The sequence below is a fragment of the Halodurantibacterium daqingense genome, assembly GCF_042666235.1.
Taxonomy (GTDB): domain Bacteria; phylum Pseudomonadota; class Alphaproteobacteria; order Rhodobacterales; family Rhodobacteraceae; genus Halodurantibacterium; species Halodurantibacterium daqingensis.
In genome coordinates, this window is record NZ_JBHTFQ010000006.1 from 331151 (window position 1) to 355683 (window position 24533).

General features: G+C 65.6%; 19 protein-coding genes. 7 read left to right on the forward strand and 12 right to left on the reverse strand.

The genetic code is table 11. The annotated features are described in order from the left end of the window. Positions 1-31: 31 nt before the first annotated feature. The 4 genes from ACFQXB_RS13145 (at position 32) to ACFQXB_RS13160 (ending at position 4543) form a co-directional block, all read left to right on the forward strand. Positions 32-622 carry an exopolysaccharide biosynthesis protein gene (locus ACFQXB_RS13145; RefSeq protein ID WP_377404515.1) on the forward strand — a complete coding sequence of 197 codons (591 nt, stop codon included), beginning with the start codon at positions 32-34 and terminating at the stop codon, positions 620-622. Positions 623-743: 121 nt separating this feature from the next. Further along, on the forward strand, positions 744-1472 hold the full coding sequence (locus tag ACFQXB_RS13150) for a gluconate 2-dehydrogenase subunit 3 family protein (RefSeq protein WP_377404518.1): 729 nt from the start codon (positions 744-746) through the stop codon (positions 1470-1472). A gap of 36 nt (positions 1473-1508) precedes the next feature. After that, positions 1509-3269, forward strand: a complete 1761-nt coding sequence (locus tag ACFQXB_RS13155; protein ID WP_377404521.1) for a GMC family oxidoreductase — start codon at positions 1509-1511, stop codon at positions 3267-3269. Continuing rightward, positions 3266-4543, forward strand: a complete 1278-nt coding sequence (locus ACFQXB_RS13160) for a c-type cytochrome (protein ID WP_377404524.1) — start codon at positions 3266-3268, stop codon at positions 4541-4543. The genes ACFQXB_RS13155 and ACFQXB_RS13160 overlap by 4 nt, the downstream gene beginning before the upstream one ends. Before the next feature lie 203 nt (positions 4544-4746). Here ACFQXB_RS13160 and ACFQXB_RS13165 read toward each other — a convergent pair whose 3' ends face one another. From ACFQXB_RS13165 to ACFQXB_RS13180, 4 genes are all read right to left on the reverse strand, one after another. After that, positions 4747-5790 (reverse strand): DNA topoisomerase IB, encoded by a 1044-nt coding sequence (locus tag ACFQXB_RS13165; RefSeq protein WP_377404527.1) that lies wholly within the window; start codon positions 5788-5790, stop codon positions 4747-4749. Between the two features lie 216 nt (positions 5791-6006). Continuing rightward, positions 6007-6501 (reverse strand): ferritin-like domain-containing protein, encoded by a 495-nt coding sequence (locus tag ACFQXB_RS13170; protein ID WP_377404530.1) that lies wholly within the window; start codon positions 6499-6501, stop codon positions 6007-6009. A 55-nt stretch (positions 6502-6556) separates the two neighbouring features. Beyond that, positions 6557-7297, reverse strand: a complete 741-nt coding sequence (locus ACFQXB_RS13175) for a hypothetical protein (protein ID WP_377404533.1) — start codon at positions 7295-7297, stop codon at positions 6557-6559. 9 nt (positions 7298-7306) lie between these two features. Beyond that, complete coding sequence (locus tag ACFQXB_RS13180; protein WP_377404536.1) at positions 7307-8887, reverse strand: sodium:solute symporter family transporter; 1581 nt, start codon at positions 8885-8887, stop codon at positions 7307-7309. A gap of 166 nt (positions 8888-9053) precedes the next feature. On the opposite strand from ACFQXB_RS13180, the gene ACFQXB_RS13185 reads away from it, so the two are divergent. After that, the gene (locus ACFQXB_RS13185; RefSeq protein ID WP_377404539.1) at positions 9054-10328 is read left to right on the forward strand and encodes a mechanosensitive ion channel family protein; all 1275 of its coding nucleotides are present in this window, start codon (positions 9054-9056) and stop codon (positions 10326-10328) included. 623 nt (positions 10329-10951) lie between these two features. On the opposite strand, the gene ACFQXB_RS13190 is transcribed toward ACFQXB_RS13185, so the two are convergent. The 4 genes from ACFQXB_RS13190 to recA all read right to left on the reverse strand — a co-directional run bounded on the left by ACFQXB_RS13190 (position 10952) and on the right by recA (position 16369). After that, positions 10952-12187 carry an FAD-dependent oxidoreductase gene (locus tag ACFQXB_RS13190; protein ID WP_377404542.1) on the reverse strand — a complete coding sequence of 412 codons (1236 nt, stop codon included), beginning with the start codon at positions 12185-12187 and terminating at the stop codon, positions 10952-10954. A gap of 30 nt (positions 12188-12217) precedes the next feature. Then, a complete protein-coding gene (locus ACFQXB_RS13195; protein ID WP_377404545.1) occupies positions 12218-12502 on the reverse strand; it encodes a DUF1330 domain-containing protein in 285 nt (94 codons plus the stop codon). Next, on the reverse strand, positions 12499-15162 hold the full coding sequence (gene alaS, locus ACFQXB_RS13200; RefSeq protein WP_377404548.1) for an alanine--tRNA ligase: 2664 nt from the start codon (positions 15160-15162) through the stop codon (positions 12499-12501). Before alaS ends, ACFQXB_RS13195 begins: the two co-directional genes overlap by 4 nt. Before the next feature lie 136 nt (positions 15163-15298). After that, a complete protein-coding gene (recA, locus tag ACFQXB_RS13205; protein WP_377404551.1) occupies positions 15299-16369 on the reverse strand; it encodes a recombinase RecA in 1071 nt (356 codons plus the stop codon). A 202-nt stretch (positions 16370-16571) separates the two neighbouring features. On the opposite strand from recA, the gene ACFQXB_RS13210 reads away from it, so the two are divergent. Further along, a complete protein-coding gene (locus tag ACFQXB_RS13210) occupies positions 16572-17183 on the forward strand; it encodes a hypothetical protein (protein ID WP_377404554.1) in 612 nt (203 codons plus the stop codon). Between the two features lie 602 nt (positions 17184-17785). Here the strand turns inward: ACFQXB_RS13210 and ACFQXB_RS13215 are convergent. The 4 genes from ACFQXB_RS13215 to guaB all read right to left on the reverse strand — a co-directional run bounded on the left by ACFQXB_RS13215 (position 17786) and on the right by guaB (position 23687). Continuing rightward, complete coding sequence (locus ACFQXB_RS13215; protein ID WP_377404600.1) at positions 17786-19969, reverse strand: hybrid sensor histidine kinase/response regulator; 2184 nt, start codon at positions 19967-19969, stop codon at positions 17786-17788. A 228-nt stretch (positions 19970-20197) separates the two neighbouring features. Continuing rightward, positions 20198-21376, reverse strand: coding sequence for an RsmB/NOP family class I SAM-dependent RNA methyltransferase (locus ACFQXB_RS13220; protein WP_377404557.1), 1179 nt, complete (start codon positions 21374-21376; stop codon positions 20198-20200). Between the two features lie 18 nt (positions 21377-21394). Next, entirely contained in the window at positions 21395-22228 is an 834-nt protein-coding gene (locus ACFQXB_RS13225) for an MBL fold metallo-hydrolase (protein WP_377404560.1), read from the reverse strand. Positions 22229-22238: 10 nt separating this feature from the next. Then, positions 22239-23687, reverse strand: coding sequence for an IMP dehydrogenase (guaB, locus tag ACFQXB_RS13230; RefSeq protein ID WP_377404563.1), 1449 nt, complete (start codon positions 23685-23687; stop codon positions 22239-22241). A gap of 220 nt (positions 23688-23907) precedes the next feature. Here guaB and ACFQXB_RS13235 point away from each other — a divergent pair, with 220 nt between their 5' ends. Next, a complete protein-coding gene (locus ACFQXB_RS13235) occupies positions 23908-24300 on the forward strand; it encodes a TfoX/Sxy family protein (protein ID WP_377404566.1) in 393 nt (130 codons plus the stop codon). The last annotated feature ends 233 nt before the right edge of the window (positions 24301-24533 follow it).

Sequence of the window (24533 nt, forward strand, 5' to 3'; positions counted from 1 at the left end):
CCCGTGATGCCTGGAACCGACCGGAGGTCCGATGACCGGCAGCGACGGTGATGAGAACCGCAAGATCGCCGAAGTCCTTGACGGACTTGACGAGGCGGGTGACGAGGAATCGGTCTCGGTCGAACAGGTAGTCGAGGCGATGGGAGACCGCTCCTTCGCGCCCCTTCTGCTTGTGCCGGCACTGATCATGGTCTCGCCCATCTCCAGCATCCCCGGCACGCCGACCATTTCCGGGCTGATCATCGGGCTGATCGCGGTTCAGATGCTGATCGGCCGCGACAGCCTGTGGCTCCCGGGCTTTCTGCGACGACGCAAGGTGTCCTCCAAACGGATGCACAAGGCGGTCGACTTCCTGCGCAAGCCGGTCAGCTATGTCGATCCCGTGCTCAAGGAACGGCTGACCTTCCTGACCGACAAGCCCGCGAATACAATCGCCCTTCTGACCTGTGTGGCCATCACGCTGGTCATGCCGCTGATGGAGTTCGTACCGATGCTCGCCTCGGTGGCGGCGCTCGCCATTTCGCTTTTCGCGGCGGGCCTGCTGATCCGCGACGGCCTGCTTGTCGGCGCCGGATATGTGGTTGTGGCCATCGGGATCGCGACCACCAACTTCTTCATCTGACAGGATTTTCAGCCGAGAACGGCAGGAAATCGCCAAGGTTCCGGAACCGTCATCACATTTTCGCGTTTTCCGACTGATGCGCGATTGCGCGCCGGCGCAAGCCGGCAGAAGGAGGAGCAGGATGAACCGGCGCGAGCTTCTGGTTCGCGGCCTGATGGCCGGAACAGCGATTGTCATGCCCACGGGGCTTCTGGCGCGCGAACTGTCCCAGACCGGGATGTTGCGCGCCCCGGGTGCGGCCGATCCGCCTTATTTCGGAACCGAGACCGAGGGGTTTCTGACCGCGGCCGAACGGCGGGCGCTGGATGCAATCACTGCGCGGCTGATCCCCGGCGATGCCGACAGCCCCGGCGCACGCGAGGCGGGCGTGGTCACCTTCATCGACCGCCAGCTCGCCGGCTTTTACGGGCGGGCGCAGCACTGGTACATGCAGGGTCCCTTCCCCGAAGCGCTTGAAACCCAAGGGTATCAGTATGACCGCACCCCGGCACAACTGATCCGAACCGGGCTCGAGGCGCTCGGTGCCCACACGCGCACCACCTATCAGGGCGCCGATTTCGCGGATCTGACACCCGAACAGCAGGACGAAATCCTGCACGCGCTGGAAGAGGGCGAGATCCTGTTCCCCGGCATGTCGTCCAAGGGTTTCTTCGAATTCGTGCACGAGATGACGATCGAAGGATTCTTCTGTGATCCGGTCTATGGCGGCAATCAGGGGATGGTGGGCTGGCAACTCGTGGGGTTTCCGGGGGCGCGCTATGACTATCGCGATTTCATCCATCACAATGGCGCCCGCATCGACCTGCCCCCGGTGGGGCTGATGGGCCGTCCCGGCTGGTCCGCCGGCTGAAGCCGCCCCGCCGAAGCAAGTTTCAAGGAGCAAGCCATGGCAGAACGAAAACCCCCCGTGGACGTGGTGCTGGTCGGGTTTGGCTGGACCGGCGCGATCATGGCGCAGGAACTGACCGAGGCCGGTCTCGAGGTGCTGGCGCTCGAACGCGGTGGCTGGCGCGATACGCCCACCGATTTTCCGCCCAGCCATGCGCCGGATGAACTTCGCTACTACTGGCGCCACCAGATGTTTCTGGAAACCGCCCGCGAAACCCAGACCTTCCGCAACAGCACCGGTCAGGTGGCCTTGCCGATCCGGCGCTGGGGATCTTACCTTCCGGGTGTCGGGGTCGGCGGCGCGGGTGTGCACTGGAACGGGCAGACCTTCCGCTTTCTTCCGTCCGATTTCGTCGCGCGCAGCCATAACGAAGAACGCTATGGCCCCCTGCCCGAGGACATGACCGTCCAGGACTACGGCGTCACCTATGACGAGCTGGAGCCGCATTTCGACCGGTTCGAAAAGCTCTGCGGCATTTCCGGGCGCGCCGGCAACATCAACGGCACGTTGCGCGACGGCGGCAACCCGTTCGAGGGCTGGCGCAGCGACGAATACCCCAACCCGCCGATGGAAATGACCTTCTCGCAGCATCGGTTCGAGGCAGCGGCGCGGGGGCTGGGCCTCAACCCCTTCCCGGGCCCTTCCGCGAACATGAGCCGTGCCTATGTCAATCCGCTGGGCCTGCCGCTGGCGCCCTGCACCTATTGCGGGTTCTGCGAAAAATACGGCTGCGGCAACTATTCCAAGTCCAGCCCGCAGACAACCATCATCCCGGTGCTGATGAAAAAGCCGAACTTCACCCTGCGCACCCACAGCGAGGTGCTGCACGTCAACAAGTCCGCAGACGGCACACGCGCCACCGGCGTGACCTATGTGGACACCCAGGGCAACGAATACGAACAGCCGGCCGAGATCGTGATCCTTTGCGGATACCAGTTGTCGAACACGCGGCTGATGATGCTGTCGGGCATCGGCGAGATCTACAATCCCGGCACGGGCGAAGGCCTGGTGGGCAAGAACTATTGCTACCAGGTGATGACCGGCGTGGATGTGTTCTTTGACGAGGAATATACCAATGAATTCGTCGGCGCCGGGGCGCTTGGCATGATCGTTGATGACTACAACGGTGACAACTTCGACCATACGGGCCTTGGCTTCATCGGCGGGGCCTATATCGGCTGCTGGACAACCAACGCCCGCCCGATCGAATCCCACCCGGTTCCCGAAGGCACGCCGGGATGGGGGGCCGAGTGGAAGGCTGCGCTGCAGCACAATTTCCTGCGCCACACCTCGCTTTCGGTGCATGGGGCCTCGATGGCCTATCGCGGCAACTACCTCGACCTCGATCCGACCTACAAGGATATCTATGGCCGCCCGCTGATGCGCATGACCTATGATTTCACCCAGAACGACCGCCGCCTGAGCGAATACATCACCCCGATCGCCGAGGAGATTGCGCGAAACATGGGCGGGCGCGATGTTCACGCCAGCAGCCTGGACGACCATTACGACATCGTGCCCTACCAGACGACGCACAATACCGGCGGCACGATCATGGGCGAAACTCCGGCCGACAGTGTCGTGAACCGCTATCTGCAAAGCTGGGATCTGCACAACCTGTTCGTGATGGGCGCGGGCGTCTTTCCCCAGAACGCCGGCTACAATCCCACCGACACGGTGGCGGCGCTGACTTACTGGTCGGCACAGGCGATCCGCGATCAGTATCTGCGCGCGCCCGGCCCGATGGTGCAGGCATGAGCGCCCGGCCCCTTTCCCGCCCCAGCGCGCTTCGCGCGGCCGGCGTTGCCTCGTGTCTTGCCGTGGCCGCCCTTGCCCCCGACGCCCGCGCGCAGGATCTGTCCACAAGCCAGGTGGAGCGTGGCCGCTACCTCGCCACCGTCGCCAATTGTGTCGGCTGCCACACCGACATCAAGAACCACGGCGCCCCCTGGGCGGGTGGCCGCGAGATGGAGACGCCCTTCGGCCCGATCCTGACCCCCAACATCACCTTTGATACCGATACCGGCATCGGAACCTGGACCCGCGAAGACTTCTGGCTGGCCCTGCACGAAGGGCGGCGTGCGGACGGGGCGCATCTTTATCCCGCGATGCCCTACCCCTATTTCACGCTGATGCCGCGGCAGGATGTCGATGCGATCTATGACTATCTGCGCACGCTTCCCGTCGTCCGGAACGATGTGACCCCCGAAGAGGAACTGCCACTGCCGCTTCAGATCCGCACGGCGGTTCTGGGCTGGAAGATCCTTCATTTCGACGCGGGCGAGTTCACCCCTGATCCGAACCAGTCCGAGGAATGGAACCTCGGGCGCTATCTTGTGGACGGCCCCGCCCATTGCGGCGCCTGCCACACCGGCAAGGCGCTGACCGGGGGCGACGATCCGGATGAATATCTGCGCGGCGGCGTGCTGGAAAACTGGCACGCGCCCAACATCCGTGGCGGCACGGGCGGCGGGTTGCAGCACTGGACCGCAGAGGAAATCGTGGCCTTCCTTGCCACAGGGCGCAACGCGCACACCGGCGCCATGACGCGAATGGGCGAGGTGGTGACGCTCTCCACCCAGTACATGCGCGAAGAAGATCTGTCGGCCATCGCCCTCTATCTCAAGTCGCTTGACGATCGGCTGCCCGATCAGGGCGATACGCCTGATACGGCGGTGATGGAGCGGGGCGCGGCGATCTATTTCGACAATTGCGCCGCCTGCCATGCCAGCAACGGCGAAGGCGTGCCGCATATCTTCGCCCGGCTCGCGGGGTCGAACAAGGTCCGTTCCGATGATCCGACCACGGTGATCCGCATCATCCTTGAAGGCACGCAGGCGGTGGCCACCGATCACTGGCCGGGGCCGCTGGGAATGCCGGCCTATCACTGGAAGCTGACCGATGAACAGATCGCCGATCTGGTGACCTATATGCGCAACAGCTGGGGCAACAGCGCCGGACCTGTGGCTGCGGGCGCCGTGGCCGACCTTCGGGAAGCACTGTCCGAGGATTGGGCCGCCAATCCGGAATAGCCTTGCCCGGCGGAACTGCCCGCCCGGGCCGGCGCGCACCCAGCGTCCGCGTGAAAGCCGACCAGCGGATCACGTGGAGAAGGTCGCCGCAGGGCCGGGCGCCAGATTTGCAGATGTCGAGGCAGTTTGTCCCACAGCCCCCGCCAGCCACGGCATCTTTTGCCACCCCATCACAAGCGGTGCCTTGGCCACGGCCTCTTCCGCTAGGGCGACAGGAACGACAGAAGCCGCCGTTCCGCCGCCAGAAGCCCGCGCGGCGTGGCCGGCACCGGCGTGTCCAGAAGGGCATCACGCTCCTCTGCCGGCAGGTCCGTCAGGGCAAGAACCTCGGGGTGAATGTAGGATTTCCGGCAGATCGCCGGCGTGTTGTGCAGACGTTCCGCCGCTGCGCCGGTCATGGCCGATACGGTCAGCCGCGCCCCCTCGCGCCGGGCGTCCACAGCCGCCGCAAGCGCCGAGACGGTGCCCGCCCAGGTGCGGAAGGTCTTGGCGGTCACCCCGACACCGCCCGTCGTCTCGCTCAGCCAGTCGTTCACCTGCCCGGAGGTGACAGGATGCACGCCCCCCGAAGGGTCCATCCAGGTGAACAGATTGCGCCCGGGCAGGTCATCGATCTCTTGCAGCACCCGATGCAGCGCCTTGTCGCGCAGGGTCCGGCGCACGCGCTTGCCGCCCTTGGCGCGAAACCTCAGCCGGACGGTCCCATCCTCGCCAAGGGTCACATGCCGCGTCAGAAGCGTCGTGGCGCCGAAGGTGCCGCTTGTTGCGGTGTGGCGGCGGCTGCCGATCCGCAGATGCGCCCGGTCCAGCAGCAGGACAAGCGCCGCCACCGCGAATTCGGGGCTTCCGGGATCCGCCTGCAGATCGCGCTGCACCCGGCGGCGGATCCGGGGAAGTGCTGTCCCGAAGGCGGGTAGCTGCCCGAACTTTACCTCGGCCCGCCAGGCATTCCAGTCGGGATGGTAGCGATATTGCTTGCGCCCGTCCGCGTCGATCCCCGTGGCCTGGATATGGCCTTCGGGATCGGTGCAGATCCAGACCTCCTGCCAGGCGGGCGGAACCGCCAGTGCGGCAATACGGCCGCGCAGCCTCGTGCAGGTGATCGTCGCCCCGTCCGGCCCGACATAGGTGAACCCCTTGCCACAGCGCCGGCGCCGGATCCCGGGCATGTCGTCGGAAACATGGCACAGACGGGGGCGGATCGGCAGTGACGCGGCGGCAGCCATCGACGGATCGTGCAGGACCATAGGCACCTCGGACGGGTGGGCCAGAGCCTTCGCGGACCTCCAGCGTCATCAGAACGTCACAAGTGCCACCCCGGTTCCAGCCCCCGACATCCAAAGACCCCGCCACATCGGGCGGGGTCTGGCAGGTGAGCTTGGCGGCCGTTGCATGGTCTGGCTTCTGGCCACGCGGGGCCGCCGTCACAGCGTCCCCGATCTGGCGGTCCACGCCAACGGGGATCAGACTGCGGCCTGATTGACACCCCCGGTGGCGATGTCGGTCATCGTCCGGTCACCGCTGTAGGAATGATCCAGGCATTCCTGAAGCGCCGCCGCATCGTCCGAAAGATCAAGCCGGCTCGCGAAGGCCACGAGACAGCCGTAGCCCGCGATGGCATAGTGCACCATGCGCTGATACTGGGTGATGATCATCGCGTCGCGCGTATCGTCATCCGAGAATTCTTCCTCGAGCGCATGCGCGCGCGCTTCCTTCACAAGCCCCTCCATGCCCTTGCAATGCTCGCCTGCCGGATCGGCATCATGGGCACGCACGATCTTCTCGACCGCCTCGATGCCCTTGCCGATCCCTTCGACGCCCGCCTGAAGCGCCCGGCGCAGATCGCGGTTCTTGGCGGCCTCGGCCAGGGCGCGCGTCACGTCGAGCGCCTGGGTGTTGGCGCTGTGAATGTCCTGAAGCTGATCGATATAGAGGTCTTTGAGCGAATTGATCGCCATGTTCGGCTCCTTTTTTCCGTCGCCCCATCAACGCCTGCGGCGCGGCCTTGTTCCGTCACGCGGCCTGAGCCAGGCTGAACAGACCGAACACCAGAAGACCCAGGGCGAAGGCGCCGAAACGGCTCTGGTTTTCAGGGGGAAGCTCCTGCTTGAGGATGTTGAGAACCATGCCGCCGGCCAGAAAGGCAAAGATCATCGGGGTGACGGTGCTCGCTTCCGAGATCATCACACCCGCCGCCCAACCCACGAGCACCGCCGCAGACAGCGCCCAGCGACCGCAGCGATCATAAAGCACACCATGGCGTGCGCGCAGATCCTGATCGTTGACGAAGAAATGCAGCGCAAGAGCCGACGCATAGACCGTCACCTCGACCACGGCGATCTGCTGGCGCTGCCCCAGGACATAGCCGACAATCGCGTTATAGATGCCAAAGCCCACCATGTGCAGCCAGAAGCCCGGCGCAGCCAGCCGCCGTCCGGCGAACCGGAAGCCGCCATCTGCCGCCCGGGTCAGACTGTCCAGGCCGTAATAGGCGGCAAGGCCGCAGAGCGCGGTCAGAAAAACCTCGCGTTCATGGGCGTTCAGTTCTGCCCCCTCGGCGCGGCTGGCCTGCTGGGCCGCAAGCTCGGGAAGGATGAACAGGAAGACATAGCCGCACCCGATACCCCCCGCAAAGGATCGCCAGTCGCGCTGGTTCAGCCGCTGTTCCGGCCGCAGCACTGCCGCAGCAAGATGCGCGCCGGCCAGAACCAGCGCGCCTGCAAGGGTCACCAGTATCTCGGCGGCCCCGGTCATCGGCAGTTCTCAGGCAAAGAGGAACACCATGACCGCCGTGATCACCAGGAGCACAAGCCCGATGTAGCGATAGTTCTGCCAGGCCGGAACCTCACGCAGCTCCTCGCTTTCCTCGGTCCAGAAGCGACGCGACCAGGTAAGCTCGTCCAGATCCGTGTCGCCGGTATCACTGCGCAGGCTGACAGCCACGTACAGCACCGTGCTGAACACCAGCATGAGACCCGCCGCATAAAGGAACTGCAGCGTGAACAGCTCCAGCACCTGCCCGGCCATGAAGGCCAGAATACCGACCGGCACCCCCACCAGCAGCGTCCAGAAGGCCGCACGCCCGGTGCCGCCGCGCCAGAACAGGCCGCCCAGAAAGATCACCACGACCGGCATGGTCAGATGGGCAAGGAAGGACTGGAAATACTCGACAATATTGCCAAAGTTGCCGATCATCGGCGCCCAGAGCGCGGCGATCACCATCAGCACGCCCACCGCCGCCCGGCTGAGCCACAGCATCCTGGCCTCGTCCATCTTCTTCCCGCGCGTCTTGACGAAGTCGTTGATCACCATCGAGGCGGCGCCGTTCAGCACCGAGTCCAGCGTGGACATCAGCGCGGCGATCAGTGCCGCCAGCGCAAGGCCCCTTATGCCCACGGGCAGGAAATCGAACACCAGCGCCGGCCAGATGTGATCCGGGTTTTCGAGATCGGGGAAGAATTCGCGCCCCATCAAGCCCGGCATGATCAGGATGAACAGGAAGGGCAGCTGCAACGCCCCCGCCAGGAGAACCCCCCAGCGGCCGTGGTTGGTATCCTTCGCCGCCAGCACCTTCTGCACGACGACGTGGTTCGCGATCCAGTAATAGACCCCGAGCCACAGAACGCCGGTGAGGATGCCGGGCGCCGGCAGGAAATCATCGTCCGCCGGCTTGAACAGCGTGAACCCGCCCTCGGGCGCGGCATTGCGGACGGCCTCCCACGAACCCATTTCCAGAAACAGCATCACGAAGATCGTCGTGCCGACCAGCAGCAGCAGCACCGCCTGGGCCGTATCGGTGATCATCACCGCCTTGAGCCCGCCAAAGATCACATAGGTTCCGGCCAGCACGGCGATCACCACGATCAGGAACCACAGCGAATAATCCGGAAACAGCAACTGAAGCGTCAGCCCGCCCGCGAACAGCGCACCGGCACTGTCGATGAAGATCGCCGTGACCACGGAAAAGCCCGAGAACACGTAGCGCGTCTTGCGGTTGTAACGCTTTTCAAGGAATTCCGGCATCGTGTCCACCTTGGACCGCAGGTAGAACGGCAGGATGAAGACCGCGAAGAACACAAGAACGACCGTGGCGATCCATTCGTAGTTCCAGACCGCGATGCCGTCGTCATATCCCGAACCGGCAAGCCCGACATAAGAGGTGCCGGACAGGTTGGCCGACATCAGCGACAGCCCGATCAGCGGCCAGACCGCGCCGCGCCCGCCCAGGAAATACGACCCCGATTCCTTCTGCTGGCGCCCCACATAGAAGCCGAGCGCCAGAATGGCGACGATATAGACACCCACGATCACCAGATCGAGTGTCGTTACTTCAAAGTCCGGCATCGCCGCTCCTCCTCGTTCACGAACTTGTGGTGAAACGTCATCGCGCCGCGACCGGTTCCTCTGGTGACAGTCACGGATGAAGAAGGAGTCGGTGCTCTCACCGGATGTGCGATGACCAGATATCACTGCCCCACCCCGCCCTTCAGCCCGGAAGGGGCGGGCTGACATGATGTTGCAAGGCGCTCTTCTTGGCTGGACAAGCCGCCTGCCCTTCCTCCCCAATCTGCTGACGATCCTGATCGCGGTCACCTTCGCGCTGGCTCTTCACTGGCTGATCGTCAAGCTGGTGCGCCGGCTGTCGCAGCGCTCGGACAGTTTCCTGACACGGGCGCTGCGCCGCACGCGCGGCCCGACACGGCTTGCCTTCGTGGTTCTGGCGATGGTCATCGTCGCCCCGACGCTCAGCCTCGAGCCGTTCTGGAGCCTGATGTTCCAGCGTACGGCCACCATGCTTCTGATCCTTACGATCGGCTGGATCTTCAGCGTCGTCACCTCGCTGGCTGCCGAACGGGTGAACAGCCGCTACCGGCTGGATGTCGAGGACAACCTGCGCGCCCGGCAGCATGTGACGCAGGTGCGGGTTCTGCACCGCACCGTCCAGACGCTGATCGTTCTGTTCACCGTGGGCGCCATGCTGCTGACCTTCGAAAGCGTGCAGCGCTATGGGGTGAGCCTTCTGGCCTCGGCCGGGGCGGCCGGCCTTGTGGTCGGCCTTGCGGCGCGGCCGGTCTTTGCCAACCTCATTGCCGGGGTCCAGATCGCGTTGACACAGCCGATCCGCATCGACGATGTGGTGATCGTGGAAGATGAATGGGGCTGGATCGAGGAGATTCGCGCCACCTATGTCACCATCCGGCTGTGGGACTGGCGGCGCCTGGTCGTGCCGCTGTCCTATTTCATCGAGCAGCCCTTCCAGAACTGGACCCGTGACAGCGCCTCGATCATCGGGGTGGTGATGTGGCATGTCGATTACACGATGCCGATCGATCGCTTCCGCGAAAGGGCGACCGAGATCATCAAGGCCTCCAGCCTCTGGGACGGAAATGTGGTGAATGTGCAGGTGGTCGATGTCAGCGAGCGCACGATCCAGGTCCGGGGGCTGATGAGCGCGCGCACATCCCCCATCGCCTGGGATCTGCGGTGCGAAGTGCGCGAAAAGGTCCTCGCCTGGATCCAGGCAGAGTATCCGCAATGCCTGCCCCGACATCGCGCCGAGATCGGCGGCGAAATGCAGGTTCCAGCCGCCCCCCCGCCGCGCCCGCAGACCCGGGAAGAACAGCGTGCAGCGGATGACGAGACGCATCTGTTCGACTCGTCCCCCGAGGCAGATGCCGAACCCCTTCCCGAACCGGTCGAGCGTCACGGCCCGCCTGCCCCGCCACCCGAACGCGCCGAAGGCCCGCCGCGCCCGCCGCGCACGGGTGGACAGGGCGGCGACTAGGCTCTGCGACCGAGAGGGAAAGAACGTCCCGGTGCAGCAGCATATCGTGCGGCGCGTGAGGCTCGGCAGGCCCGTTGTCCGCGGTGCCTCACACCGGCTCACCCCATGGCGCGCCACGAAGACCTGGCGAACACCAGGGCGGGTTGGCAATTGCTGCGGGGAGGGCTCGCCTCGGGCGCTCGATCTGCTTTTCGGCCCGTCAGCAGAGGTTGCTCATCGGCCGGCTCTCCTCGCGTGCCACGCGGCCCGCAGTGAATCGCTGCGTCTGGACCGAAACCGCGCGCTGCGCGGGTGCGGGCGGCGCCGTTGCCCCCCTTGCGCGGCATCTGCGACCTGTCTGGCGCGGCCCGGGTCAGGGGCGGATGCACCTGTCGCCCGATCCGATGAGGGAAGATCCGTTTCGCCACTCGTCGCGGCATTCCTCTCGGCGTTCGATGATGCCAGGTCGCGCAAGATGCAGGGCTTGTCGGTTCCCCCCCCCGACAGGACCTGCGGCACCCGCCCAGATCCCCGAGCCCCGAAGCGAGCCACGCGTCAGCCGGTTCCGCCCACCGCGCAGGGGCGCCATTCCCCGCCGCGACGCAAGGCGGCAAGCGGCTGCGCGCCCGGCGCGCCGGACCGGTTCAGCTTCCGATCATCCCGGCGATCATCGTCCCATACCATTCCACGCCCTCCCGGCGGTTGTGGGCGCGCAACTCGGCCGGATCGTCCGCTGCGCTCTCGCTCTGCGCTTCGACCAGGATCGTATCGCCGTCGGGCAGATAGCGGGTGACAAGGCGCAATGCCTCATCCTCGGCCAGAACCGGCCACCACGGGTCCGTATAGTCCGGTGGGCGGGTAAAGCTGCCGGTCAGTTCGCTCAGGATGACCGAGGCGGCGGCGCGGGCCTGTGCCTGCGCGATTGCCGCTGATCGTGGCAGCCCCGTTTCAGCGGCGTCGCCCAGGACATAGATGGCAGGCCAGTCCTCACACTGCAGGTTCCAGGCGTTGACAGGAACATATCCGGTCGGACCCAGCAGCGCCTCGGCCACCATCCCCGCCCGCTGCGCGGGGATGACGTTGCAGACATCCACCCCCTGCACCGCATCCTCGACGACAATCTCCATCGACTCGGGCCGCAGCGCCAGTCGGCCGGGCACCAAGCGCTCGACCGTTCCAGGCGCAAGTCGGTCCCAGGCCTCGGAAAAGGCGGCAGCCATCGGCATTTCCTCACGCAGATCCAGCAGGAGCAGCTTGGCGCGCGGCTTCACCCGGTGCAGGTGGCTGCCGATCAGCGACACCCGTTCATAGACCGCCGGAACCGCCCTGATGCTGCCTGCCGGTGCCACAAGGCAGAAGATTCCGCCATCGGGCATGGCGAGGATCTGACGGCGCAGTTGCTCGACCTGTGCGCCGCCACGCCAGCCGTGGGGCATGACGCCCTGCCAGGTCAGGTCCCATCCCGGAACCGAGGCGGCAACGAAATCGATCCCGGGCGCCAGCACAAGGCGATCCCAGCCGATCTCGCCGCCCGAGGCGAGTTGCACCGTCCCGCGGTCGGGTTTGATCGGCAACGCCCAGTCGTGGATCACCGTGATCCCCAGGCTCGTGCCGAAGGCTGCATAGGAAACCGCCTGCGGACCGGGCTGCGCAAGTCCACCCAGCGGCAGATTGGAAAAGGCAGCTGGATGATAAAGACGCGCGGGCTCGACCAGCGTCACATCGATGGCGCCAGCTGCGCCCTGCGCCACCTCGCGCGCAAGCGTCGCCCCGCCCGCACCACCGCCGACCACGACCAGCCGCGGCCGCCCCTGCCCCAGAAGCGCCGGAGCGGCGAGGGCGCCAAGCGACGCGCCCATGAACATGCGCCGTCCCAGCATCTGCTGCCGCAGCCCCCCTGCCTGCGAAGATCAGATCTCTTCGACAATCACCAGATCGCGTTCGGACGCTCCCCGCGCAAAGCTCAGCGCTTCCTGGTAACGCGGAGAGTTGTAGCAGGCCAGCGCATCGTCAAAGCTTGGAAACCGCGCGACCACGTTGCGCGGCCGGTCGTTGCCCTCAAGCTGCTGGTAACGTCCACCGCGCGCCAGGAACACGCCGCCATGCGCGGCAATCGCCTCGGTCGCGATGGCGGCATATCTGGCATAGGCATCGCTGTCGGTGACATGCACATGTGCAATCCAGAGCGCGCTCATGCGATATCTCCCAGAATGGCTTCCGCGGCAAGGATGGCTTCGGCCGCGCGCGCGGGATCGGCGCCCCCGGCCTGTGCCATGTCGGGGCGTCCGCCACCGCCCTTGCCACCAAGCTCGGCCGCCGCCGCCTTGACCAGATCAACCGCCGACAGGCGCCCGGTCAGATCCGCGGTCACGCCAGCGGCGACCGCAGCCTTGCCACCGGCATCCGCCACCAGCAACACCGCGCCGGAACCAAGGCGCGCCTTCATCTCGTCGATCAGCGGTGGCAGGTCCTTGCCGGACACGCCCGAGAGCACCTGCGCAATAAACCTGATCCCGTTGATCTCTTTCACCTCGGGGCCGGCCGCGGCCCCGCCACCCATGGCAATTTCCCGCCGCAACTGCGCAATCTCGTTCTGAAGCGCCCGGCGTTCCTCGATCAGCGCCCGCACGCGTTCAGCCAGCTCGGAGGGCTGCGCCCGCAGCACCCCGGCCACCTCGGCCAACTGCTGCGCCTGTTGCGCCAGATGCGCCAGCGCCCCCTCGCCGGTCAGCGCCTCGATCCGCCGCACCCCGGACGAGGACGCGCTGTCCCCCAGAAGCACACAAAGCCCGATGTCGCCCGTCCGCGTCACATGGGTGCCGCCGCACAACTCGATCGAATAGGTGCGCCCGTCGCCGCCCTTGCCCGACCCGTCCTGCCTGCCCATCGAAACCACGCGCACCTCGTCGCCATATTTCTCGCCGAACAGGGCCTGCGCGCCGATCGCGCGGGCCTCGTCCGGGGTCATGATCCGGGTGACGACGGCGGCGTTCTGACGGATATAGCCGTTCACCTCGTCCTCGACCTGGCGCAGCTCTTCGGCAGTCATCGCCTTGGAATGGCTGAAGTCAAAGCGCAGACGGTCCGGCGCATTGAGCGAGCCGCGCTGCGCGACATGATCGCCAAGCGCGTGGCGCAGCGCCTCGTGCAGCAGGTGCGTCGCCGAATGGTTGGCGCGGATCGCACTGCGGCGCGCGTGATCCACCTCAAGCTCGGCGCCCTGCCCCGGCGTTACCGTGCCTTCGGTCACCTCGGCCACATGCACGAAGACGCCCTGCGCCTTTTTCGTGTCGGTGATCCGGGCCACCCCTGTATCGGTGCGCAACAGGCCCGCATCGCCCACCTGGCCGCCAGATTCGGCATAGAAGGGCGTCTGGTTGACGACGATCTGCACCGTCTCGCCGGCCTTGGCCTGTGTCACTGCTGCGCCATCGCGCACCAGGGCCAGCACCTGGCCTTCGGCCTTTTCGGTGTCATAGCCCAGAAACTCGGTGGCGCCATGCTCTTCGGCCAGGTCGAACCAGATCGAGGCCTCTTTGGTCTCGCCCGATCCCGCCCAGGCGGCGCGGGCCTTGGCCTTCTGTTCGGCCATCGCGGCATCGAACCCCGCAGCATCGACCGAACGTCCCTTTTCGCGCAGCGCATCCTGCGTCAGATCCAGCGGAAAGCCATAGGTGTCGTAAAGGCGGAAGGCGGTCTCGCCTGGCAGGGCAGCCCCTTCGGGAAGGCGGCCAAGCTCATCGTCCAGCAGACGAAGACCCCGATCCAGCGTCTGGCGGAAACGCGTTTCTTCCAGGCGCAGCGTCTCCTCGATCAGCGCCTGCGCGCGGCCGAGCTCGGGATAGGCGGCGCCCATCTGGCGCACCAGCGCCGGCACCAGACGATGCATCAGCGGATCCTGCGCGCCCAGCTGATGGGCGTGACGCATCGCGCGGCGCATGATCCGGCGCAGGACATAGCCGCGCCCCTCGTTCGACGGCATCACCCCGTCTGCAATCAGGAACGAGGTTGACCGCAGATGATCGGCGATCACCCGGTGGTGCATCTTGCCGGGGCCGTCCGGATCCACGCTTGTGGCATGGGCCGAGGCCTCGATCAGGCTGCGCATCAGATCGGTATCGTAATTGTCGTGCTTGCCCTGCAGCAGCGCGCCGATCCGCTCCAGCCCCATGCCGGTGTCGATCGACGGGCGCGGAAGATTGGTGCGGCTGCCGTCCTCATGCTGTTCGAACTGCATGAAGACCAGGTTCCAGATCTCGATGAAACGATCGCCATCCTCATCCGGGCTGCCCGGAGGGCCGCCGGGGATATGATCGCCGTGATCAAAGAAGATTTCGGTGCAGGGGCCACAGGGGCCGGTGGGGCCCATCATCCAGAAATTGTCGTTGGTGGGAATGCGGATGATCCGGTCATCCGGCAGGCCCGCGGCCTTCTTCCAGATATTCGCCGCCTCGTCGTCCGTATGATAGACGGTGACCAGCAGCCGGTCCTTCGGGATCCCGAACTCCTTGGTAATCAACTCCCAGGCGAAAGGGATCGCCTCGGCCTTGAAGTAATCCCCGAAGCTGAAGTTGCCCAGCATTTCGAAGAATGTGTGGTGGCGGGCGGTATAGCCGACGTTATCAAGGTCGTTGTGCTTGCCCCCGGCGCGCACGCATTTCTGCGCCGTGGTCGCGCGGGAATAGTCGCGATGCTCGACGCCGGTAAAGACGTTCTTGAACTGCACCATGCCCGAGTTGGTGAACATCAAGGTGGGGTCGTTGCGCGGCACAAGAGGCGAGCTGTCGACCACCGCATGGCCCTGCCGGGCGAAGTAATCGAGAAAGGTCGAGCGGATATCGTTAAGCGTGGGCAAGGTGGCCTCCGGCGGATGCGGTTCGGCTTTCCGTTTAGCGCCAGCATCCCCCACTGTCCACTGCCGCAACGGAGGCCGGGCAAGCAAAAGCCCCGCCCTGAAGAAGGGCGGGGCCGATCATGCTGCCTGGTCGGGCTCAGGCGTCGACGACGTCCTCGCCCCCGCTTTCGCTCATGTGGAAATCGAGCCCGTGCGAGGCGCGGATCTTTTCCTCGATATCCGCCGCGATGGCGGGATTGGCCTTGAGGAAGTTCTTGGCGTTTTCGCGGCCCTGGCCGATGCGCTCATCGCCATAGGAATACCACGATCCCGATTTCTCGACCACGCCCGCTTTCACGCCAAGGTCGATCATCTCGCCGGTCTTGGAGATACCCTCGCCATACATGATGTCGAATTCGACCTGCTTGAACGGCGGCGCGACCTTGTTCTTGACCACCTTCACCCGGGTCGAGTTGCCCACGACCTCGTCCCGGTCCTTGACCGAGCCGATGCGTCGGATGTCGAGCCGGACCGAAGCATAGAACTTGAGCGCATTGCCGCCCGTGGTCGTTTCGGGGCTGCCGAACATGACGCCGATCTTCATGCGGATCTGGTTGATGAAGATCACCATGCAGTTCGAGCGGCTGATCGACGAGGTCAGCTTGCGCATTGCCTGGCTCATCAGCCGGGCCTGCGACCCCATCTGCATGTCACCCATGTCGCCCTCGATCTCGGACTTCGGAGTCAGGGCCGCGACCGAGTCGACCACGACAAGGCTCACCGCCCCCGACCGCACCAGCGTATCCACGATTTCCAGCGCCTGTTCGCCGGTATCCGGCTGGCTGATGAGCAACTCGTCCAGGTTCACGCCAAGCTTCTTGGCATATTGCGGATCAAGCGCGTGTTCGGCATCGACAAAGGCGCAGACGCCGCCCTTCTTCTGCTCTTCCGCCACCACATGCAGCGTGAGCGTCGTCTTGCCCGAGCTTTCGGGGCCATAGATCTCGATGATCCGGCCCTTGGGCAGCCCGCCGATCCCCAGCGCGATATCAAGCCCGAGAGAGCCGGTCGAGGTAGCCTCGATCTCCATTACCGGGTTGTCGGCGCCCAGCTTCATGATCGAGCCTTTGCCGAACTGCCGTTCGATCTGGGCCAGCGCGCTGTCGAGCGCCTTCTGCCGGTCGGATGTGCGCTTGTCGGTCATGTCGAGTAAGCTCGCGGTTGCCATAGGGTCCACCTCTTGTTTCATAGCGCGCCGAAAGTGGCAATCTGCCTGTTGTTCACGCCCTGTTCCGTTCTTTATGGGACCGAAACAGGAACATTTCAACAGCGTTTTATGCAAATTCGACTTTTTACCCGGAAGGTTAAGAAGTAGTTTACGGCCATCTTCCTGGCGGCATTTTTCGCTGCCCAAAGAACAAAGGATTGCCATGCTTGTATTCTGGCAGCAGCGGCTGGTGTTTCTGGCGACGCCCAAGACCGGATCAACCGCGATCGAGGCAGCTCTCGAATCGCTTGCCAGTGTCTCGGTGCAGCGGCCACCCGAGTTGAAGCACACCAATGCGCAGCGCTATCAGCGCTTTCTTGCCCCCTACCTTGAACGCGCCTCGGGCCATACCTTCGAGGTGGTCGCCCTGATGCGCGAACCACTTGACTGGCTGGGAAGCTGGTATCGGTTCCGGCAGCGCGACGACGTGATGGACTCGCGCAAGAGCACGCGCAACATGGATTTCAGCGGCTTCGTGGAGGCCTATCTGCAGGCCGAGCGACCGCCCTTTGCCGATGTCGGTTCACAGGCGCGTTTCCTGACAAAGCAGGGTGACCTCGCCGTGGACCGGTTGTTCCGCTACGAGGATATTGCCGATTTCGTGGTCTTTCTGGAGGATCGACTGGAATGCGAGGTGATCCTGCCACGCGTCAACGTCTCGCCCGATGCGGATGTGACGCTTGATCCGCAGCTCGAGGCGCGCCTGCGCCAGGACTGCGCCGAGGATTTCGCGTTGTATGACAGCATCCCGCGCTATTCCGAAGCGGCTCTCTGAGCTGGTGCACGGGGCGCACTGACCGCCACGCCGGACATGCCCCCTGGGGTGCGATGCCGCACCACATCGGGCGCTGGGGAGGAAAGCCTCTCCGAAGCCCGACGGCGCAGCTTCTCGCGGCGCCGCGACCTCGGGCACCGGGGCGACAGAAGCCCGCCGGCGGCAGCGGTCGATCCGAACGGAACCTAAGCCCCGCAAAGATGCCCTGGCTCCGCCGTGGAGGGAGGGCTGCACCGGCGCATGCGCCCCTTTGGGCAGGTGGGAAAGGTTGGTTGCGCAGGGACCGGACGGCAGCCGCAGATTACCGGTTCTTCCTTGATCAGGATCCCCCTGGCTCCGCAGGGTCACGACCTTGATACTGTTCGGAACTCGCTGCGGGACGCAGATGGAGGAAGACGGACACCGCGCCTTCTCATGGGAGGATTCGTGCTCCCCCTCGAAACGCCTGTGCATGATGACGTTGCGGCGGCGTCGAGGAGTGTATCGCCACTCAGGTCACCATGTCTTCGCGCGGGAGGTCCGGTTCTGCGATTGCCGGTGGACCGGACCACCGGCTCTCCGCGCCGGCACGCGGGATGTCGGCGCCCGGCCCGGCTCGGTGATCATCGCTCAAGTTGCGCCTGGACCGTCGCCGTCAGTTCGGCCAGCGAGAAGGGTTTCTGCAGGAAGACCGAGTTCGGAATACGGGCCTGAGCCTCGGGGAAACTGTCTTCCGCATAGCCGGACATGAACACCACTTTGACGCCGGGGCGGGCCTGCAACGCCTCGCGCACCCAAGCCGGACCGCCCTTTCCGGGCATGATCACGTCACTGACGAATATGTCCACCGTCACTTCGGGATTGGCGAGTATGGCAAGCGCCTCCTCGGCGCTTTCGGCTTCGAGCACGGTGTACCCCCGCAGGCGAAGCGCGCGCGACGCAAAGGCGCGTACAGGGGCCTCATCCTCGACCAGCAGCACCACGCCATGCCCCGGCGTCAGCAGGGATGTTGCCGCAGTTTCGGCACCGGTGACCGACGTCACCTGGGGGATGCCTGAATGGGCCGGCAGATACAATGTGAAGGTCGTTCCTTCGCCGGGCGTGCTGTCGGCAAAGATGAATCCCCCCGTCTGCTTGACGATGCCATAGGCCGTTGACAGGCCCAGACCGGTCCCTTCCCCGGCACGCTTTGTGGTGAAGAAGGGTTCGAATATCTTGGGCATCTTGTCGGGCGGAATGCCGATTCCCTGATCGGTTACCCGCAGGACGACGTAGCGCCCCGGGGGAATGACCGCTCGATCCCGCGTCAGCGCGCAGTCGAGGCTTTCGTTACGGGCCTCGATCGTGATCTCGCCGCCCTCGGGCATGGCATCGCGCGCGTTGACCACAAGGTTCATCAGCACCTGTTCAAGCTGGCGCGGATCCGCACGGATCAGGTCAAGCTCGGCAGGCCGACTCACGACAAGACGCACGCGCCCGCCCACAAGCCGGTTCAGCAGATGCCCCAGATCCGCAAGTGCATCACGCAGATCGATCAGCTGCGGCTGCAAGGTCTGCTTGCGGGAAAAGGCCAGGAGCTGGCCGACAAGACTGGCAGCGCGGTTTGCGTTCTGATGGATCTGAACAAGATCGCCGTAATCGGGATCGTTCCTGTCATGGCGCAGCAACAAAAGGTCACAATGGCCCGAGATCGCGGTAAGAAGATTGTTGAAGTCATGGGCGATGCCACCCGCAAGCTGGCCGATCGCATGCATCTTCTGGCTCTGGACGAACTGCGCCTCGAGCGTCTTGAGTTCGGTGGCATCGTGCAAGAGCGCGAACAGCGCCGGTTCGCTTTCACCCTCGGCGGGGTGAACACGGCGCAGGGTGACTTGCAGGAAGATCTCGGACTGCGGCCGGCTGGCCCGCACCACCTCTGGCCGGCCGAGTGTTCTTCCGGCGAAAGCGTCCGACAGCCAGTCGCCTACCGGACGGCCAAGCCCCTCGACAAGGTCGGCCAGGCGATCCTCGGGTCCGGGATCGGCCGCAAGCAATTCGCGCGCCAGACGGTTGGCCGCGAGGATCTCGCCCCCATGACCGATGCGCAGCAATCCCACCGGCAGATCCTCGAAGCCGAGGCCGTCGTGACCCGGCACCGGTCGAGCGCCTTCAACGCCGGGAAGCATGTAGACCTCGTGGCGACCGGCGGCGGCCTCGGTCACCGCAAGAAGGACCGGCCCAAGCTGCGGCACGGTGATCACCTCGCCCGAACGGGGGGGCCGCGCGGCAAGTTCGGACCAATGCGCGATCTCGTGGCCAAGCGCGCGACGCAGCGCGCGATTGACCGCCAGCACCGTGCCGGAACGGTTGACGATCAGCCGAGGCAGAGCCACATCCTCGGCAGTGCGGGCACTCAGTTCGGCGCCGGGCGTCTCCTCGAACCGCCAGAGAAATCCGCCGGGAATTGCATGAACCGACAGGCGCGCCGTCCCGTTGCGCGTGGCGACATCCTCGCGGGCGGCACCGGTCTGGCTTGCCTGATGCTGCAGGCGATAGAGCGTGCTTGAGGGATGCGCAAAAAGCCCCTCAAGACGGCGCAACAAGGTCTGCCCTTCTGCCCCGAACTTGGTATCGGCGGCCGCGTTCTGATAGTGGATCCGCCCGTCAGCATCGGTGGTGAAAGCCGGTGTCGCATCCCGCGCGACGACCCCGGCCACCTGGCGGCGCATCCGACGCAGCGCGCGGTCATGCCACAGCACGACCGATCGGGTCAGCAGAACCACCGCCAGCAGGGTTCCGGCAACGGACAGCAGCACCATCCCGACCATCTGGTTCGTGGCAACCAACGCCACCAGCGCAAGAGCAACGGCAAGGGCAATCACCTGCCAGGACCGGGGACGCGCCTGCAGCGCGGCGCGGAGCAGAGGGTTCAGGGAGGAAACGTGCTGTGACAAGAGGGCCTCCGTCAGAATCGCGGCCCTATTGAGCGACAGTTTGGTTAATTGACGATTAACTGCGCCCGGCCAACCGGAGAAAGCGCCGAAAGCTGGCGCAAATCAACCCTGAATTGTATTTTGCCTTTGCAAGATCGCCACGAAAAAGCCATCGCCACCGTCACGCGGCGTGAAAAGCCGCGCATGGCGCTGCTGCCAGCCATGCTGCCGCGCAAGGAACGCCGCGATCTGTGCCGCGTTCTCACGCTCAAACAGGGAACAGGTTGCATAGGCCAGATAGCCGCCCGGCCGCACCAGCGCCGACGCCTCGGACAGGATCTGCGCCTGAATCCGGCAGAGATCCGCAAGCCGTTCCGGCGTCAGGGTCCATTTCGCCTCGGGGCTGCGCCGCCAGCTGCCCGACCCGGAACAGGGCACGTCCAGCAGCACCAGATCGCAGGGCGCGGCCCGGCTGCCCTCGCCCGGGGCCAGCAGCGTGACCCTTACCCCGGCGCGCGTGGCACGGGCAGGCAGATCCCGCATCCGCCGCGGATCGGCATCATGGGCGAAAAGCGTCAGCGGCAACCGTGCAGCCATCGCCAGCGTCTTGCCACCTCCGCCGGCGCAATAGTCCAGCACCCGGTCGTTGGCGCGCAGCGGCAGCGCCGCCACCACCGCCTGGGATGCGGCATCCTGCAACTCGACCAGACCGTCGCGGAACGGGGCCGAGTGCTGCACGCGCCGCGCGCCTTCGGTCACCTCAAGCGCGGTTTCGGCAAGCTCGTGCGGGCGGGTCACGATGCCCTCGGCCTCAAGCGCGCTCGCGGCGCGCGGGCGGTCGATCCGTGCGAGGTTCACGCGCAGGAACACCGGCGCCCGCGCCTGAAGCGCCCGCAGCACAGCATCGGTATCGGCGCCAAGGCTTGCCTCGAATTCGGGCAGGAGCCAGTCGGGACAATCGAGCGCCTCGCCGCGGCTCATGGCACGGGGCGGCCCGGTCTCGTCAGGCGAAAGCGGCGGCGGCGCGTGGCCTTCGCCGGTGAACATCGTCACCGGATCGACACCGGCTGCCCTGAGCGCACCGATCATCAGCCCGCGGCCGGTTTCTGCCCCCCCCAAGGCTGCGAAGGACCGGCGGCGGCGGACAGCATCGAACACATGGTCGCGGATCGCCGCCCGATCGCCCGAGCCGGCATAGCGGTTGTGCCGCCCCCAGGTCGTCAGGGCCTGTTCGAGCGGCTGGCCCGCCAGCCAGTCGTCCAGAAGCGTGATTGCGGCAGCTATGCGGGCGGCGGGGGTCATGCGATGCTCCGGCGGGGCTCAGGCATCTTCGAACCGGTAGCCCGAGCCGTGCCGGACCACCCGCCCAAGCGCCGGGTGCAGGATGTGGCCGCCTGTCACCAGCGTCCCGTCGGTGGCCAGCTCATCCAGCAGACGCTTGCGCGTCTGGCGGGCCATGTCCATGTCCAGATCGAAGGCGATGCCGATCTCGGGGTCGGCCAGTTGCAGCTTCTGCGCATGAACGATGTCGCCCATATGCACGAGCATCCGGTCGCCCGAGGAAAGCCGCCAGCCGGAATGGCCCGGCGTGTGGCCCGGCAACGGCAGCGACCAGAGCCCCGGCGCGATCTGGTCCCCCGGCTGGATGATCACAAGCCGGTCGGCATAGGCGTCAAGCACCGCCTGCGCCAGGCGCTGCCAGTCCTGCAATTGCTGATCCGCCGTGGAGAAAAAGCTCGTTTCCGTCCAGAAGGCGTGTTCAGGCGCGGTGAGAACCAGTTCCGCCCGCGGGAACACCGCGCGCCCCTCGGTGGTGATCATCCCCGCGACATGATCGGCATGCAGATGGGTGGTAAACAGCCGGTCGATGTCGCCCACCTGCGCGCCTGCCGCGGCAAGCGCCTGGGGCAGATGCCCGCAGGCGGCGCCGACCAGATCGCGGAACCCGGCATCGACCAGAACCGTCTGGCCGCCACCGCGGATCAGCACCGCGTTGAAGTTGGTCCGGATGTCCTTTTCACCGGCCAGATCCAGCAGCGTGTCGATCGTGGCCTGGCCGGTGCGCGGAAACAGCGCTGGGGGAAAGCTGAGCGCGCCATCGGTGAGAACCGTCACCTCGGCCGCGCCGATCCGCCGGGACAGGGTCAGGGCCATGACGTCCTCCTTACATGCCGCGGTAGTTCGGGCTTTCCCGGGTGATCTGCACATCATGAACGTGGCTTTCCTTCAGCCCCGCGCCGGTGATGCGGACAAAGCGGCAGTTCCGCCGCATTTCAGCCACCGTAGCGCAGCCGGTATAGCCCATGGCGGCACGAAGCCCCCCGACCAGCTGGTGCAGAACCGCCGCGGCCGTGCCCTTGTAGGGCACCTGCCCCTCGATCCCCTCGGGCACCAGCTTGTCGCTGGCCGCATCCTTCTGGAAATACCGGTCGGCCGAGCCGCGGGCCATCGCGCCAAGGCTGCCCATGCCGCGGTAGGATTTGAAGCTGCGCCCCTGATACAGGATCATCTCGCCCGGGCTTTCGTCGGTGCCCGCGATCATGCTGCCCACCATGGCGCACGAGGCACCAGCGGCAATCGCCTTGGCGAAGTCGCCCGAATACTTGATCCCGCCATCGGCGATGATCGGAATATCCCCCGCCGCGCCGGCTGCATCCATGATCGCCGTCAGCTGCGGCACGCCCACGCCCGCCACGATGCGGGTGGTGCAGATGGACCCGGGGCCGATGCCGACCTTCACCGCATCCGCGCCCGCGTCGATCAGCGCGCGCGTCGCCTCGGCAGTTGCGACGTTGCCGGCGACAACCTGCACCGCGTTCGACAGGGCCTTGACCCGTTCGACCGCCCGGGCCACGCCATCCGAATGGCCATGCGCGGTGTCGATCACGATCAGGTCGCATCCCGCATCAATCAGCGCGGCGCTGCGTTCATACCCGGCATCGCCCACGGTCGAAGCCGCCGCCACCCGCAGCCGGCCCAGATCATCCTTGCACGCATTGGGGTTCAGAACCGCCTTTTCGGTATCCTTCAGCGTCAGGAGGCCCGTGAGCTTGCCCTGCCCGTCGGTCACCAGCAGTTTCTCGATCCGCCGCGCCCGCATCAGGCTCTTGGCTTCATCAAGATCAGCGGGTTCGTGCAGAACCGCCAGGTTGTCCGAGGTCATCATCACCCGCACCGGCGTGCTGTCGTCATTGGCAAAACGCATGTCGCGGTTGGTCACGATGCCCACGACGCGGCCCATCTCGTCCACCACCGGAAAGCCGGTGACGTTGTAGCGTTCCTGCAGCGCCTTTGCATCGGCCAGCGTCTGATCCGGACGCAGGGTGATCGGCGCATAGACGATCCCGCTTTCGAACCGCTTGACGCGCCGCACCTCGTTGGCCTGCGCCTCGGGATCAAGGTTGCGATGGATCACCCCGATTCCACCTGCCTGGGCCATGGCGATCGCCATTCGCCCTTCGGTCACCGTGTCCATCGCCGAGGACAGAAGCGGGATGTTCATCCTGATCGACTGCGTGACCCAGGTGGTCGTATCCGCGTCAGAGGGCAGGACCGAACTTGCAGCCGGAACCAGAAGAACGTCATCGAAGGTGAGCGCCTCGCGAATCTCCATTGGGGTCTCCTTGGGAGTTTTCGTTTGGCGCTTCCCTATTTCACGGGCCGCAGGAAAAGCAAAGCCCCCTTCTGCCGCGTCACAACGCTTTTGGACCGCGGCGCAAGCCCGGCTGGCTTGAACCAGCCCTTGTCAGCCCCCGCCCATTCGCGGCATTCTGCGCAGGTCGCACCGCGGGATCAGAACACCGCGCCGGAGGCCCCTTCCGCAGGAATTGCCCATGCCCGCCAAAGCCCGCGCCACCGCCCCGGCCCCTGCCTCTCCGCCCGATGAGGCGCCGGTTTCCGCGCTGCGCAACCTTGGCCCTGCGACCGAGGCCGCCTTTGCCCGCGCCGGCATCCACAGCGTCGGGGTGCTGCGGGCGCTGGGAACGGATGCGGCCTATCTGCGCCTGCTTGACGCAGGCGAACGGCCGCATTTCATCAGCTTCTATGTTCTGGAAATGGCGCTTCAGGGCCGGCCCTGGAACGATTGCCGCGGCCCCGAGAAAGAGGCGCTACGCAGTCGCTTCGACCAGCTGTGCGCCCGGATCGGCCGCGATCCCGAACAGCAGGGTCTAAGGCGCCTTGCTGCGGCGCTTGATGAAATCGGCGTGCGCGAACGGAAGCGCTGAGAGGGACGAGCGGCCGGCCGCCGACCGGGCAGAGCGCAACGCGCATCCGGGGCCGGCCCGCCTCATTCTTATTTCCGACCAGCTTCATCCGCAGATCCTCGGTAAAGTTCCGCATCCCCCGAACGGTGGGCAAGGAAGGAGACAGCGATGCGGACGAGAGCTGCGGTGGCCGTTGAGGCCGGGAAGCCGCTTGAGATCATGGAGGTCAACCTCGAGGGGCCGAAGGCTGGCGA